Source organism: Streptococcus hongkongensis (assembly GCF_053206145.1).
In genome coordinates this window covers 117,316-132,748 of sequence record NZ_JBRUGD010000002.1, presented here as the reverse complement: position 1 = coordinate 132,748, position 15,433 = coordinate 117,316, and the positions used below count along the sequence as shown (strand labels likewise).

The 15,433-nt window shown below is 36.3% G+C and carries 13 protein-coding genes and 1 pseudogene; 9 read left to right on the top strand and 5 right to left on the bottom strand.

Translation table 11 applies throughout. The features are described 5' to 3' along the window. The first annotated feature begins 120 nt into the window (after positions 1-120). Together ACVRZD_RS01810 and ACVRZD_RS01805 are read left to right on the top strand one after the other, a co-directional pair. Positions 121-1,047 (top strand): peptidase U32 family protein, encoded by a 927-nt coding sequence (locus tag ACVRZD_RS01810; protein ID WP_037625045.1) that lies wholly within the window; start codon positions 121-123, stop codon positions 1,045-1,047. Positions 1,048-1,097: 50 nt separating this feature from the next. Then, a complete protein-coding gene (locus ACVRZD_RS01805) occupies positions 1,098-2,387 on the top strand; it encodes a peptidase U32 family protein (RefSeq protein WP_447450207.1) in 1,290 nt (429 codons plus the stop codon). A gap of 27 nt (positions 2,388-2,414) precedes the next feature. Here the strand turns inward: ACVRZD_RS01805 and ACVRZD_RS01800 are convergent, their stop codons facing one another. Further along, the gene (locus ACVRZD_RS01800; protein ID WP_037625044.1) at positions 2,415-2,726 is read right to left on the bottom strand and encodes a hypothetical protein; all 312 of its coding nucleotides are present in this window, start codon (positions 2,724-2,726) and stop codon (positions 2,415-2,417) included. 120 nt (positions 2,727-2,846) lie between these two features. Here ACVRZD_RS01800 and ACVRZD_RS01795 point away from each other — a divergent pair, with 120 nt between their 5' ends. Next, positions 2,847-3,059 carry a YdbC family protein gene (locus ACVRZD_RS01795; RefSeq protein ID WP_037625042.1) on the top strand — a complete coding sequence of 71 codons (213 nt, stop codon included), beginning with the start codon at positions 2,847-2,849 and terminating at the stop codon, positions 3,057-3,059. Between the two features lie 202 nt (positions 3,060-3,261). Beyond that, positions 3,262-4,911: a peptide ABC transporter substrate-binding protein gene (locus ACVRZD_RS01790; RefSeq protein ID WP_037625040.1), complete on the top strand. Its 1,650-nt coding sequence runs from the start codon at positions 3,262-3,264 to the stop codon at positions 4,909-4,911. 75 nt (positions 4,912-4,986) lie between these two features. Here the strand turns inward: ACVRZD_RS01790 and ACVRZD_RS01785 are convergent, their stop codons facing one another. Beyond that, positions 4,987-6,114 carry an NAD(P)/FAD-dependent oxidoreductase gene (locus ACVRZD_RS01785; RefSeq protein ID WP_037625039.1) on the bottom strand — a complete coding sequence of 376 codons (1,128 nt, stop codon included), beginning with the start codon at positions 6,112-6,114 and terminating at the stop codon, positions 4,987-4,989. 125 nt (positions 6,115-6,239) lie between these two features. Between ACVRZD_RS01785 and ACVRZD_RS01780 the strand changes: the two are divergent. Continuing rightward, positions 6,240-7,234, top strand: a pseudogene (locus tag ACVRZD_RS01780) (ammonium transporter). A gap of 6 nt (positions 7,235-7,240) precedes the next feature. On the opposite strand, the gene ACVRZD_RS01775 reads toward ACVRZD_RS01780, so the two are convergent. The 3 genes from ACVRZD_RS01775 to hutI all read right to left on the bottom strand — a co-directional run bounded on the left by ACVRZD_RS01775 (position 7,241) and on the right by hutI (position 9,833). Next, positions 7,241-7,381: a hypothetical protein gene (locus tag ACVRZD_RS01775; protein WP_037625037.1), complete on the bottom strand. Its 141-nt coding sequence runs from the start codon at positions 7,379-7,381 to the stop codon at positions 7,241-7,243. Between the two features lie 34 nt (positions 7,382-7,415). Then, positions 7,416-8,450, bottom strand: coding sequence for a DNA glycosylase AlkZ-like family protein (locus ACVRZD_RS01770; RefSeq protein ID WP_037625035.1), 1,035 nt, complete (start codon positions 8,448-8,450; stop codon positions 7,416-7,418). Positions 8,451-8,564: 114 nt separating this feature from the next. Continuing rightward, on the bottom strand, positions 8,565-9,833 hold the full coding sequence (gene hutI, locus ACVRZD_RS01765; protein ID WP_447450206.1) for an imidazolonepropionase: 1,269 nt from the start codon (positions 9,831-9,833) through the stop codon (positions 8,565-8,567). A gap of 207 nt (positions 9,834-10,040) precedes the next feature. Here hutI and hutU point away from each other — a divergent pair, with 207 nt between their 5' ends. From hutU to ACVRZD_RS01745, 4 genes are all read left to right on the top strand, one after another. Continuing rightward, a complete protein-coding gene (gene hutU / locus ACVRZD_RS01760; protein ID WP_037625033.1) occupies positions 10,041-12,071 on the top strand; it encodes a urocanate hydratase in 2,031 nt (676 codons plus the stop codon). A gap of 134 nt (positions 12,072-12,205) precedes the next feature. After that, a complete protein-coding gene (ftcD, locus tag ACVRZD_RS01755) occupies positions 12,206-13,105 on the top strand; it encodes a glutamate formimidoyltransferase (protein ID WP_037625031.1) in 900 nt (299 codons plus the stop codon). Between the two features lie 13 nt (positions 13,106-13,118). Then, positions 13,119-13,745 carry a cyclodeaminase/cyclohydrolase family protein gene (locus ACVRZD_RS01750; protein WP_037625029.1) on the top strand — a complete coding sequence of 209 codons (627 nt, stop codon included), beginning with the start codon at positions 13,119-13,121 and terminating at the stop codon, positions 13,743-13,745. Between the two features lie 11 nt (positions 13,746-13,756). Then, a complete protein-coding gene (locus tag ACVRZD_RS01745; protein ID WP_037625027.1) occupies positions 13,757-15,430 on the top strand; it encodes a formate--tetrahydrofolate ligase in 1,674 nt (557 codons plus the stop codon). Positions 15,431-15,433 lie beyond the last annotated feature (3 nt).

The following is a 15,433-nucleotide window of genomic DNA, read 5'->3' as shown; positions in this document are numbered from 1 at the left end:
TATCATAAATAATCAAATTTGTCATTACTTTTTTGAAAATTAAAAAATAAAGCATAATTTGCAACAATTGACAAGAAATATGCTCTCAAGAGCTTTAAAATTTGATATAATAACAGGCATATGGAAAAAATAATTATCACAGCTACCGCTGAAAGCATTGAACAAGTAAGAAGCCTATTATCTATTGGTGTTGATCGTATATATGTTGGTGAAAAAGATTATGGTCTAAGACTACCGCATAACTTCACCTATGATGAACTTAGAGAAATTGCAGGATTGGTACATGCTGCTGGCAAAGAACTAACAGTAGCATGCAACGCTTTGATGCATCAAGACATGATGGATAATATTAAACCTTTTTTAGAATTGATGAAAGAAATCAAGGTTGATTATTTGGTTGTTGGTGATGCAGGCCTTTTTTATGTCAACAAGCGTGATGGCTATAACTTCAACTTAATTTATGATACGTCTGTTTTTGTGACGTCTAGCCGTCAAGTTAACTTTTGGGGACAACATGGAGCAGTTGAAACTGTTTTGGCTCGCGAAATTCCATCAGAAGAATTATTTACATTGGCTGATAACATTGAGTTTCCAGCTGAAATGTTGGTTTATGGCGCATCAGTAATTCATCATTCAAAACGACCGCTGATTGAAAATTATTATAATTTCACTCATATTGATGATGAAACAAACAGAGGCCGTGGATTATTCCTGTCGGAACCTGGTGATGAAACTAGCCATTATTCAATTTATCAGGACAACCACGGGACTCATATCTTTATCAACAATGATATTAATATGATGTCAAAACTTGAAGAATTGCACCGCCATGGTCTAAACAATTGGAAATTAGATGGTATTTATAGTCCAGGAGATAATTTTGTTGCCATTACAAAGCTCTTTATTGAGGCACGCGATCTCATACTTGCAGGTCAGTTCAGCGCAGAAAAAGTTGAAGAGCTAGATCAAAAATTGAAAGTTCTCCATCCACTGGGACGCGGTTTAGATACTGGATTTTACGAATTTGATCCTAAAACAGTTAAGTAAGGCTAGGTAGAATTGCTTGCGCAAACTATTTAAGAAAAAAGGGTAAAGAAATGTCAAATATAGAAAAAAAACGTCCAGAGGTCCTTTCACCAGCTGGAACTTTAGAAAAATTGAAGGTCGCTATTGACTATGGTGCAGATGCTGTTTTCGTTGGTGGTCAAGCTTATGGGCTAAGAAGTCGGGCAGGTAATTTTTCAATGGAAGAATTGCAAGAAGGAATTGACTATGCTCATGCACGTGATGCCAAAGTCTATGTGGCAGCCAATATGGTTACGCATGAAGGCAATGAAGAAGGTGCTGGCGAATGGTTCCGTCAATTAAGAGATATGGGACTAGATGCTGTAATTGTGTCTGACCCAGCCTTAATAATGATTTGCTCTGCAGAAGCACCAGGCTTAGAAATTCATTTATCAACCCAAGCCTCATCGACCAACTATGAAACCTTTGAATTTTGGAAGGAAATGGGCTTGACACGTGTTGTATTGGCGCGTGAGGTAAATATGGCAGAACTTGCTGAAATTAGAAAACGAACGGAAGTAGAAATCGAAGCCTTTGTTCATGGAGCGATGTGTATCTCTTATTCAGGACGTTGCGTCCTTTCAAATCATATGAGTCACCGTGATGCCAACCGTGGTGGCTGTTCACAATCGTGCCGCTGGAAGTATGACTTGTATGAAATGCCTTTTGGTACTGAGAGACGCTCACTGAAAGGTGAAATTCCTGAAGAATATTCAATGTCATCTGTTGATATGTGTATGATTGACCATATTCCTGATTTAATTGAAAATGGTGTTGATAGCCTTAAAATTGAAGGCCGTATGAAATCTATTCATTATGTATCAACAGTAACTAATTGTTATAAAGCAGCTGTAGATGCTTACATGGAAAGTCCTGAAAAATTCTTTGCTATTAAAGAAGAATTGATTGATGAACTTTGGAAAGTCGCTCAACGTGAATTGGCGACTGGTTTCTATTATGGAACACCAACTGAAAATGAACAGCTATTTGGCGCTCGCCGTAAAATACCACAATACAAATTCGTCGGAGAAGTTGTTTCATTTGATTCAGAAACAATGTTAGCCACAATTCGTCAACGAAATGTTATTCATGAAGGGGACAAAATTGAGTTTTATGGTCCAGGATTCAGACATTTTGAAACAGAAGTTGTTGACTTGCATGATGAAGATGGTAATAAAATTGATCGCGCACCAAATCCAATGGCCTTACTAACAATCAAATTACCACAACCTGTCCAAGCTGGTGACATGATTCGTGCCTGTAAAGAAGGTCTTGTTAACCTCTACAAAAAAGATGGAAGCAGTCAAACAGTCAGAGCATAAAAAATAAACTCCTCAAAAATGAGGAGTTTATTGATTTGCCTTTGGTAAAAGTGATATTTTTTGAATTTCAGATATCCTGACAATAAGCGACAGGTTTCCATCAGAGTTTTCCATAATAAGTTGTCCTTGTTCCTTTTGATATTTAATAATCTTTCCAGTTACATTTTTATCTGGACAGATTGCATGAATAGCTAAGTCATTGGCCATTGCGTGCTTAATCAGTGAGATATTCCTATTGGAAGTTAGAGAGATAGCTTTGTCATTTTTTGAGGAGTGATGTGGTTGACCTTCAATAAAATCATAAAGAGATGACTTTATTATATTTACAAGTGATTTCATAGCCATTTTCCTTATAAATTGTTAAAATAGTTTTATAGTATTTTATCGTAAAATTGTTATTTTTAAAAGAAAAGAGATAGAAATTTTCTATTTTTTTCGAATAATTAATTAGGAGGAAAAATGGCTGAATTTACGTTTACAATTGAAGAACATTTAATTACCTTATCAGAAAATGATAAAGGCTGGACTAAAGAGCTAAATCGGGTCTCTTTTAATGGTGCACCTGCAAAATGGGATATTCGCACCTGGAGTCCTGATCATACAAAAATGGGAAAAGGGATTACCTTGACCAATGACGAATTTAATCTTTTAGTCAAAGAATTCAAAAAATAAGATGAGACGCCTAACAAGGTGTCTTATTTTTATTCATATATGTGAGACGTTGAGCAAATATAAGGTGTTTAAATGATAATATATACAATTTCAACTTATTTTTTAAAAATATTTGAAATTGTTTGTCTATTCAGATATTTTGTGATATGATGTATTTCATAACTTAAATATTAAGTTGAGTATACAATTAGGAGAATAGGATATGAAGGCATGGAAAACATTAACAGCAGCTGGACTGGTTCTTGTAACGGTCTCAACTTTAGTAGCGTGTGGCAGCTCAAACGCTACTTCAAAATCTGGGGATAAAGATACAATCAATTGGTATACACCCACAGAAATTATTACACTAGATATTTCTAAGAATACGGACCGCTATTCAGCAATGGCCATTGGGAATTCAGGAAGTAGTTTACTTCGCGTAGGTAAAGATGGCAAACTAGTTCCAGATTTAGCTACTAAGGTTGATATCTCAAAAGATGGAAAAACCTATACAGCAACATTGCGTGACGACTTAAAATGGTCGGACGGTAGCAAAATGACAGCTGATGACTTTGTTTACACATGGCAACGGATGGTTGATCCTAAGACTGCGTCAGAGTATGCTTATCTCACAACAGATGCTCATTTACAAAATGCTGATAAAATTATCGGCGGTCAGGAAAAAGACCTCAATAAATTGGGTGTAAAAGCTGAGGGCAATAAAATTATCTTTACGTTAGACACACCAGCACCACAGTTTGAAAGTCTCCTATCCTTCTCTAACTTTATGCCACAACAAAAGAAATTTGTTGAAAGAGCTGGCAAAGATTATGGAACAAGTTCTGAAAAACAATTATACTCTGGCCCATATATTGTCAAAGATTGGAATGGTACAAGTGGTAGCTTTAAGCTAGTAAAAAATAAATATTATTGGAATGCCAAAAATGTTAAAACAAAGACTGTAAAAGTACAAGCAGTTAAGAAACCTGATACTGCCGTCCAAATGTATAAACAAGGTCAATTAGACTTCGCTAATATTTCTGGAACTTCAGCAATCTACAATGCCAACAAAAATAATAAAGATGGTATTAAAATTCCAGAAGCGCGTGCAGATTATTTAGTTTATAACGAGACAGGATCTGTTAAAGCATTAACAAATCAGAAAATTCGGCAAGCTTTGAATTTAGCGACTGATCGCGAAGGTCTCGTAAAAGCAGCAGCAGATACAGGATCTAAAGCAGCGACTTCTCTTGCTCCAACTGGTCTGGAAACATTAACAGATGGTAAAGATTTAGGTAAATACACGTCACAACCTTACACATTTAATAAAGAAAAAGCAGCCAAACTCTTTAAAGAAGGACTAGCAGAACTTGGTACTGATAAATTAACCTTGACCATGTTAGCAGATTCTGATAGTCCAATGAAAAAATCTGCAGTTGACTATCTCAAGGAATCATGGGAGAAAAATCTACCAGGTTTGACACTTGAAGAAAAATTTGTGACTTTCAAGCAACGTCTAAAAGATACTTCTAATCAAAACTTTGAAATTGCCTTTGTAAGTTGGGGTGGTGATTATCCAGAAGGTTCAACATTCTATGGACTATTCACGTCAAATTCTGACTACAATTACGGTAAAATTAAGAGTCCTGAGTATGATGCCGCTTATAAGAGTGCATTAACAACACATGCTTTAGATAAAGATGCAGCAGCTGATGATTACAAAGCCGCCGAAAAAGCTTTATATGAAGGTGCTCACTACAGCCCACTTTATAATTTAGCAAATGAAGGACTGCAAAATCCTAATATTAAAGGACTTGTTCGTAACTCAACTGGACTTGATGTAGACTTTACACATGCTTATAAAATAAAATAGCAAAAAACTAGATGACTTGTACAAGTTATCTAGTTTTTTCAATTACATAATAATAAAAGTATTATTTTCAATTGGTTAACAATCACAAGTTACAGTACAGCAATTTAAGTTGTCTAAAAACATTTGATTATTTTTATAGAATTCAATTTGATCAGAGTCTAATGTGATACCTTCTCTTTTAGCGATTTCAACGATAAGGGGTAAAAAGCGTTGTCTGAATTTATAAATATAACAAAAAATCACATTTTCTTGTCTAAGACTTGGCCCAATCAAAAAACAGCTAGTTTCTTTTGATGATTCATCATTTTTTGTGACAATAGGTAACCCCTGCTTATCATAATCAAAAAGTGAGTGTCCTTTAATGAGGTGACTGGTGTTTAAAAAACCAGTTGCTAAAATAGGACGATGTTTACTATAAGCAACACTATCATCTGAAAAACGAACCTGATAATTTTCTCCTATTTTACTGATTTCAAGAGCTCTTTTATTTTCATGTATGTGGGCACTAAGTGGTTTCATTTCCTGACAATACTTGAGCCGTTCTTTAGTTTGAGGCGATAAAGAGATGCTAGGATCAGGGTTACCAGCCTTTTCACCTAATTCTGGAGTATAAAGGTGTACTTGATTCCCTCGTGAAGCGAGATGGGTTAGGGCATCACAGGCACTTTCATTGCCACCAATGATGAGAAAAGGATCATCTGATTTGAGGTGGAAACTATCAACTTGTCCATAGTGGATACCGAATTCAGCCCCTTTGATTTGCTGTGTATTTGGATTTTGAAATTCGCCGGTTGCCATAATAAGGTACTTGCAAGCAAACCTTCCTTTTGATGTCTGTAAATAATAGGTATTTTCAGAATGCTCAATCGATTCTACTAAAGTTTGGGACTCAATTGGCAACTGATAATGGGCGGCTACCAGTTGCAGATAATGAGCATATTCTGGTCCAGATAAATGTTCCTTTTCAAAAGTAAAAGCAGGTGAGGTATCTGGTACAACGGCGTTAAGGTCAGGAAAACCAAAGCCGTTACTTGTAAATGAAGGTGTAATAAAATGTGTAGTCTTTGGCCATTTTAAAAAACTATCACCAATCTGTCCTTTTTCAATAATCATAAAATCTGTCATATCTAATCGTTGAAGAGCAGCTCCAAAACCAATACCTGCTGCACCAGCACCAATAATAATTATAGAATAATGTTTCATTCTTTCTCCTTGACAATATAAAATAGTTTGGATAAAATACTTAACCGGTTAACTATAATAGGATACCAAAGAAATTTTTTTTGTAAAGGATGTGCTACATGTTTTTATTGGTTTGTATTTTGACGATGTGGTTAATGATTTTTGGCCTTGCTTTTTCTTATCTGGCAGTTATCAATCATAGCTTATGGACGACGATCATTTATCGTTATACCTTAGTGATAGTGGTAACCTGTTTGGCTTGGTTTCTAGGGGCCTATTTTTTAACTTTTGAGCAAAGAGTGTCAACTATTTTCAGTTTGACAGCAAACCTGGATAAGACTAGAATTAGTCAAATGCTTTTTCAGCTTTGTTTTTGCCTTTATGCTGTTCTTATGTTTATTGGCGCAGCCATCGACAGAATACAAACGAAAAACTTATTATTGCTTGTTTTTTCATGGGTCTTTCTGGTCTATTGTCCTTTAGCGTTTCTTATCTGGAATAAGGATAGTTTTTTATTTCAACTTGGTGTTTTAGATTTTTCAGGTGGTCTAGTAGTCCATTTAGCTGCGGGACTTTCAGCTCTTGTATTAGCTAAACAAGTAAAACAAAAGCCAATTACTACAGAAAAAATGATGATGTCTTTCAATTTTTGGGGATGATTTTTATCTCATTTGGTTGGTTTGGTTTTAATATGGGATCTGCTGGTGGTTGGAATAATCAAGCAGCTCTTGTACTGTTAAATACACTTTTGGCTATAATTATTGGCGGATCTACTTGGACCATTCTGTCGTATTATAAAAACAAAAAAGAAATAACTAGTTCACTACTTGATGGGGTCATCGTTGGACTGGTAACAAGTACAGTAGGTGTAGGCTATGTCAATACCTTACAGATGGTCATTATTTGTGGTATTTCAAGTTTAATAACTTACCTATTTACCACTTCATATGGACAAAAATTTGCTGCGAATGATAGTGTTAATTCTTTTGCGATTAATGGAATTGGCGGTTTTTGTGGAAGTATCTTCCTGGTCGTTTTATTACCAAAACATTTTTGGCCACAAGTAATAGCGATTTTACTAACAGGAGTGATTGCCATCGTAGGTACATTTATTTTGACAAAACTTTTTATTAGAAGATAATGTAAGTTATTTTTTTGTTTTTAGATGATCGGCATAGCCAATAATTATTAAAGCAATAGCTAAAATAGTAAAAATCAGTTTATGATTGGCTAAACCATAGATTAGGAAAATGGTGCCGGATAGGTAGCTAATGTATTCTTTTTTCATGATTTCCTCCATTATTATTGTAAGGTATATGAATCTACTCTAGATAATTGATAGATTTAAGTGGCTTATTCATTTGTCGACAGTAATTAGTAAATACAGATTCAATTTTCTTTTTGTCTTTTTTTAATAACTTGTCATGAACTTCTACAGTAAAACTAATGTCACGTTTTTTATTTGAAAAGGTCCAAGTTGCAGCTAGTTGCCCATTTTTTAATATAATGGCTGAAATTTGTCCAGCTTTTTTCCAAACCTTGGCTTGCTTTTCCTTGTTGATGAGCACATCCTTATTAGCATAGGCAATTAGCAAGGGATCGAATTTTCCCAGAACGACAATTTCTGGTAGACGAGCCTCTTCATGATAGGTCTCAAAGTAGTAGGTCTTTCCTTGATAAGTGGTCGTTTGCAAATTGTTCAGTGGTATTTTTGATAAATGGCTTTGCTTAAGACCGAAGAAATGTGCGGCATCAGCTAAAGTCGCTGGTCCATAAAAGGCAAAATAGCGGTGCAGTAGCAATTCCATAAGAGGAGGTGCAGGTGTCGAAAGGTTCAATTTTTGCCAGTGGACATAGCGGACATTTTGACTTGTCCAGGTATGATAGAGTTGACCTTGACGAGAATGAAGAAGGAAGAGGGCGCCCCATTGAAAAAGTGTGTTACTATCATCATCAAAAAAATCAAGTACTTCTTGACGTGTTCGTTTGGTGTCTAGGAACTTTTCGAGTTTTTTGCTGACTAATGGTAGGTTAATTCCAGCTTCTGTTAGGACTTTTTCTGGCCACAGTGGTTGTTCGGCTAGGAAAGTAACAATATCTTGCCACGTTTCATTTTGATAAAAATGGTAGGTTTGTCTTTGTCCCCAAGCTAAAATACTCGTTTGCTCTAACTCGGAAAAGGAGTGGAAATACTTAGGGTCAAGTCGGGTCGATATATTGAACAAAGCATGATTGATATACTGGGCCTGGATTCCGAGAGATTGACTTAAGAGACTGGCAATGGATGTCAATTTATCTTGAAGGCCGTTATTGAAAATTCGTTGGCAAATAATAGCTTCTCTACTGAGATCAGTCATTGAAACTCCTTTATTTCGTATTTCCACTATTGTATCACATTTAAGAAAAGAGTCGTCACTAATGCTTGAGACACAAAAAAGACATTTACGAAGCTTCCGTAAATGTCTTTTGACTTAGTGTGCAATATGGCCTTCTTTGACGACTAATTTACCATTTTTATAGACTTGGTGAATAAGATTTGTGGCAAAGAAGTAGAATGGGTAATCAATATTATTGGCATTAAAGATTGCAATGTCAGCTAATTTGCCTTTATCAAAACTTCCAATTGATTCTTGTCTATTTACGGAGTAAGCAGCATTAATCGTTACGGCGTTTAAGACTTCAATTGGGGTAAGTCGCATCATAAAGCAACCTAATTGCATGACAAATTGGATATTGGCAGTTGGGCAAGAACCAGGATTACTATCTGTTGATAAAGTGATTGCCATACCTGCATCAATCATTTTTTTAGCTGGTGCATAGGTATCTTCCATTAAACTAAAGGTTGTTGCTGGAAGGAGGTTACCAATAACTTTGGCTTGCGCCATTTTTGCAATGCCTTGATCCGTTGCCATCATTAAATGTTCTGCAGAAACTGCTTCAAGTTCAGCAGCAACATCAACACCACCAATTGACTCAATCTCATCAGCATGGATACGCAACTTAAAGCCAAGCTCTTTTGCTTTTGATAATAAATAGCGAGATTCATCAGCTGTAAATACCCCTTTTTCACAGAAGATATCACAGAACTCAGCTAGGTTTTCTTCTTTAACTTTTGGGAGCATGTCATTAACAATGTGCTCTAAATAGTCTTGAGAATGTCCTTTATACTCTGTTGGAATAGCATGAGCAGCCATAAAAGTTGAAACTAAGTCAATTTGATGGTCAGCATTTAATTGTTTAACAACTTGTAATTGGCGTAATTCAGTTTCCCAATTTAAACCATAGCCACTTTTGGCTTCAACAGTAGTTGTTCCATGTAAAAGCATATAATCTAATAGTTGTGCCGATTTTTGATAAAGTGTATCAAAATCAGCTTGGCGAGTTGCTTTGACGGTGCTAAGAATCCCTCCACCTTGAGCTAGAATATCTAGATAGGAAACACCATTTAGTTTTTTAGCAAATTCATGCTCGCGGCTTCCGCCATAAACTAAATGCGTATGACAGTCAATCAGTCCAGGTGTAGCAATTTTTCCTTCATATGATTTAACTTTAGTCGCTGGACCTATTAAATCTGAATCAGGTTGGCCAGAACCGACAGCTAAAATTTTTCCGTCTTTGATAGCAATAAAGCCATCGTCTAATATTTGAGCATTTTTCATTTGATCGCCAAAGAGTGGATGTCCCATGTCCTGTGGGCAAAAGACTTGATCGAAATGAACTAACAGTAAATCAGCAGACATATTTTATTCTCCTTTTTCTCTATTATATATCTATCATCTAAATAGTAGTTAAAAACCGTCTAATTTTTGTCAAAAAAATAGAAAAATAAAAATTTTGAATTATTTGTTAAAAATATCTCAAAAAGTGACATTTCGTCGACGATAGTATTTTACACTACAAGTGAAAATAAAACATCAAAAAGATGAAAAAACTGAGGAGGTTTTTCTATGACAACTTATAGTGAAGCTGACATTGCAGCTGCTATGACTGTAAAACTGGATGATGTATTGCCAGAAAAAACAGTATTTGAGGAAGGTATCCGTCGTGCTCCAGATAGAGGGTTCCGCTTAACTCAGGAACAAACTGAAACAGCACTAAAAAATGCCTTGCGTTATGTCCCTAAAAAATTCCATGAGGAAGTGATTCCAGAATTTCTTGAAGAATTAAAAACTCGGGGCCGTATCTATGCTTACAGATGGCGTCCAAATGAAAGAATCTATGGCAAACCAATTGATGACTATAAAGGAAATAGCACAGCTGCCAAAGCGATGCAAGTGATGATTGATAATAACTTGTCCTTTGAAATTGCATTATACCCTTATGAATTAGTAACTTATGGTGAAACTGGTTCAGTTTGTGCCAACTGGTTACAATACAATTTGATTAAGAAATACTTGGAAGTGATGACAGATGAACAAACATTGGTTGTTGAGTCAGGTCACCCATTAGGATTGTTCAAATCTAAACCAGAAGCTCCACGTGTTATCATTACTAATGGCCTCTTAGTAGGTGAATATGACAACATGAAAGACTGGGAAATTGCTGAAGAAATGGGTGTTACTAATTATGGTCAAATGACAGCTGGTGGTTGGATGTACATTGGCCCACAAGGTATTGTCCATGGTACATTTAATACCTTACTAAATGCTGGTCGTCTTAAATTAGGTGTTGCCGATGATGGTGATTTGACTGGTAAATTATTTATTTCTTCTGGTCTTGGTGGTATGAGTGGTGCTCAAGGTAAAGCTGCTGAGATTGCAAAAGCAGTTGCAATTATTGCCGAAGTAGACGCTTCACGTATCGAAACTCGTCATTCACAGGGGTGGGTAAGCCAAATCGCAGAAAGTCCTGAGGAAGCTCTGCAATTAGCCCAAAAAGCTCAAGAAGCAAAAGAAACTACATCAATTGCTTACCACGGAAATATTGTTGACTTATTAGAATATGTCAATAAAGAACATATTCACGTTGATTTGTTATCAGACCAAACATCTTGTCATAATGTTTATGATGGTGGTTATTGCCCTGTGGGTATCACTTTTGACGAACGGACTAAACTTTTAGCTGAAGATAAAGATAAATTCATTGAAATGGTTGATGAAACTTTAGGTCGTCACTTCAAAGCTATCAAAGAATTAACAAGTAACGGAACCTACTTCTTCGACTATGGTAATGCCTTCATGAAATCAGTATTTGATTCAGGTGTTATGGAAATTTCAAAAAATGGGCGTGATGATAAAGATGGCTTTATTTGGCCTTCATATGTTGAAGATATCATGGGTCCAATGTTATTTGACTATGGTTATGGTCCATTCCGTTGGTGTTGTTTGAGTGGTAAACACGAAGATTTAGTTGCTACTGACCATGCAGCTATGGAAGCAATTGATCCAAATCGTCGTTATCAAGATCGTGATAATTACAACTGGATTCGCGATGCTGAAAAGAATAAATTAGTTGTTGGAACACAAGCACGTATCCTTTATCAAGATTGTATGGGTCGTGTTAATATAGCTCTTAAATTTAATGAATTAGTTCGTGAAGGTAAAATTGGCCCAGTCATGATTGGTCGTGACCACCATGACGTATCTGGTACCGATTCACCATTCCGTGAAACTTCTAATATCAAAGATGGCTCAAATATTTGTGCTGATATGGCTGTCCAATGTTATGCTGGTAATGCTGCGCGTGGTATGAGTTTAGTTGCTCTCCATAATGGTGGTGGTACTGGTATTGGTAAAGCTATCAACGGTGGTTTTGGACTTGTCTTGGATGGTAGTGAACGGATTGACGAAATTATTAAATCTGCCATTGCTTGGGACACTATGGGTGGTGTTGCAAGACGTAACTGGGCACGAAATGATCATGCCATTGAAACAGCAATTGAATACAATCGTCTGCATGAAGGTACAGATCATATTACCATTCCATATCTAACTGACGAAGATTTAATTAAAGATTCAGTAGCAAAATTATTTAAATAGTAATCTATAAGAGAACCTAGTAAAATGTTAATTAGTTGCTGGGTTCTCAAATAGATATTTCTTTACGTCTAAATGTAAGCGGTAACAAACGTGATGCTTATTAAATGCAATAACTTTGACTAGAGGAGGAAAAAATGTCAAAAATTGTTGAATGTATTCCTAACTTTTCAGAAGGTCGTAATCAGGGTGTCATTGATGGTCTTGTGAAAATAGCAAAAAGCGTAGCTGGAGTAACCCTGTTAGATTATTCATCAGATGCCAGTCACAACCGTAGTGTATTTACCTTAGTTGGTGATGAAGAATCAATCCAAGAAGTAGCTTTCCAATTGATAAAATTTGCCAGTGAAACTATTGATATGACAAAACATCAAGGTGAACATCCTCGAATGGGTGCAACCGATGTGTGTCCTTTTGTTCCAATTAAAGAAATTACGACTGAAGAATGTGTAGAAATTTCTAAAAAAGTTGCGGAACGTGTAAATAGTGAACTCAATATTCCAATTTTCCTATATGAAGATTCTGCTAGCCGACCAGAACGTCAAAATTTAGCTAAAGTTCGTAAAGGCCAATTTGAAGGTATGCCTGAAAAATTATTGGAAGAAGACTGGGCACCAGACTTTGGTGAACGCAAAGTCCATCCGACAGCAGGTGTAACTGCAATTGGAGCTCGTATGCCATTAGTCGCATTTAACGTAAACCTAGATACTGACAATGTAGATGTTGCCAAAAATATTGCTAAGATTATTCGTGGATCATCAGGCGGTTACAAATATTGTAAAGGTATTGGATTAATGCTTGAAGACCGTAATATTGCACAAGTTTCAATGAACATGGTTAACTTCGAAAAATGCTCGCTTTATCGTACATTCGAAACCATCAAATTTGAAGCACGTCGCTATGGTGTAAATGTCATTGGTTCTGAAATTATTGGCTTAGCACCTGCTAAAGCGCTTGTTGATGTTGCAGAATATTATCTCCAAGTCGAAGACTTTGACTATCACAAACAAGTACTAGAAAACCACCTACTAGGGTAATGAGGTTATTATCATGAAATTAGTCGATCTATCTCTCTTTGAATTTGCCCAGGTATTGGGATCAGATGCTCCAGCTCCTGGAGGAGGGTCTGCAGCTGCTTTGTCAGCTGCAAATGGTATTTCTTTAACCCAAATGGTTTGTGAATTAACACTTGGTAAGAAAAAATATGCTGATGAAGAAGCATTGATCAAAACAGTGCATGAAGCAAGTAGTCAATTACAAATGGACCTCTTAGCAGCTATTGATAAAGATACAGAAGCTTTCAACCTTGTATCTGCAGTATTTGATATGCCAAAGGAAACTGATGATGATAAATTAGCTCGCAGACAGGCAATGCAAAATGCCTTGAAGGAAGCTACAAAATCACCTTTTAGCATGATGGAACAAATGCTTGAAGCTATTAAAGTTACAGAAAAAGCTGTTGGTCATTCAAACACTAATGCTGCAAGTGATTTAGGTGTTGCGGCATTGAATTTAAAAGCTGGTTTACAAGGAGCGTGGTTAAATGTTCTGATTAACCTAGCTGGGATAAAGGATACTGAGTTTGTAGATAGTTATAAAACTAGAGGACAAACTATCTTGGAAGAAGGCTGTCAACTAGCCGATAAGATTTATACAGAGGTATTACATAGTTTATAAAAGGAGAAAAAATGGTGCTATCAGATATTGAAATTGCAAATTCAGTTGACATGAGTCCGATTACTGATGTGGCCCAATCAATTGGTATTGAAGAAGATGCCTTAACCCTCTATGGAAAATATAAGGCTAAAATTGATGCCAGACAATTAGCTACATTGAAAGAGAAAAAAGATGGTAAGTTAATTTTAGTGACAGCAATCTCACCGACACCTGCTGGTGAAGGTAAAACAACAACTTCGGTTGGTTTGGTAGATGCCTTATCACATATTGGGAAAAAGGCTGTAATTGCACTTAGGGAACCTTCTTTAGGGCCAGTCTTTGGAGTAAAAGGTGGGGCAGCTGGCGGTGGCCATGCTCAGGTTGTTCCAATGGAAGACATTAACTTACACTTTACAGGTGATTTTCATGCTATCGGAATTGCCAATAACCTGTTAGCTGCCTTAATTGATAATCATATTCACCATGGGAACACATTAGGTATTGATTCACGTCGCATCACATGGAAACGGGTTGTTGACATGAACGATCGGCAATTACGCCACATCGTCAATGGCCTTCAAGGAAAAGTAAATGGTGTTCCTCGTGAAGATGGGTACGACATTACCGTAGCTTCTGAAATCATGGCTATTTTATGTTTATCAGAATCAATTTCAGATTTGAAAGAACGTTTAGGCAAAATTATTATTGGTTACAATTTTCAAGGTGATCCCGTTACTGCACATGATTTAAAAGCAGAAGGTGCAATGGCAGCTCTCCTAAAAGAAGCTATTCATCCAAATATTGTTCAAACCCTTGAACACACACCTGCTTTAATCCATGGTGGTCCATTTGCTAATATTGCACATGGCTGTAATAGTGTTTTAGCAACTAAATTAGCCCTCAAATATGCAGATTATGCAGTTACTGAAGCTGGATTTGGAGCTGACTTAGGCGCTGAAAAATTTATTGATATTAAATGCCGTCTCTCTGGTATTAGACCTTCAGCAGTTGTTTTAGTTGCTACAATTCGTGCTTTAAAAATGCATGGTGGTGTAGCAAAAGCTGATTTAGGTACAGAAAATGTCCAAGCAGTCTTGGATGGTCTCCCAAATTTAGATAAACATTTAGAAAATATTCAAGAAGTCTATGGTTTACCAGTTGTTGTAGCGATTAATAAGTTCCCACTTGATACCGACGCTGAATTAAAAGCCGTTTATGATGCTTGCGAAAAACGTCATGTCGATGTTGTTATTTCAGACGTTTGGGCAAATGGCGGAGCAGGTGGTGCTGAGTTAGCTGAAAAGGTTGTTGCATTAGCAGAAAAAGAAAATAATTTCTCATTTGTCTATGATGAAACTGACAGCATTGAAACAAAATTAACTAAAATTGTTACGAAAGTTTATGGTGGTAAAGGAATTTCATTAACACCAGCAGCTAAACGAGAAATGAATGATTTGGAAAGATTAGGTTTTGGAAATTATCCAATCTGTATGGCAAAAACGCAATATTCATTTTCAGATGATGCTAAAAAACTAGGTGCACCAAAAGACTTTACAGTTAAAATCTCTAATCTGAAAGTTTCAGCAGGAGCTGGATTTATTGTTGCACTTACTGGTGCAGTAATGACAATGCCAGGACTTCCTAAAGTACCAGCAAGTGAAAAAATTGATATTGATGACCAAGGCAACATCACTGGTTTGTTCTAAAAA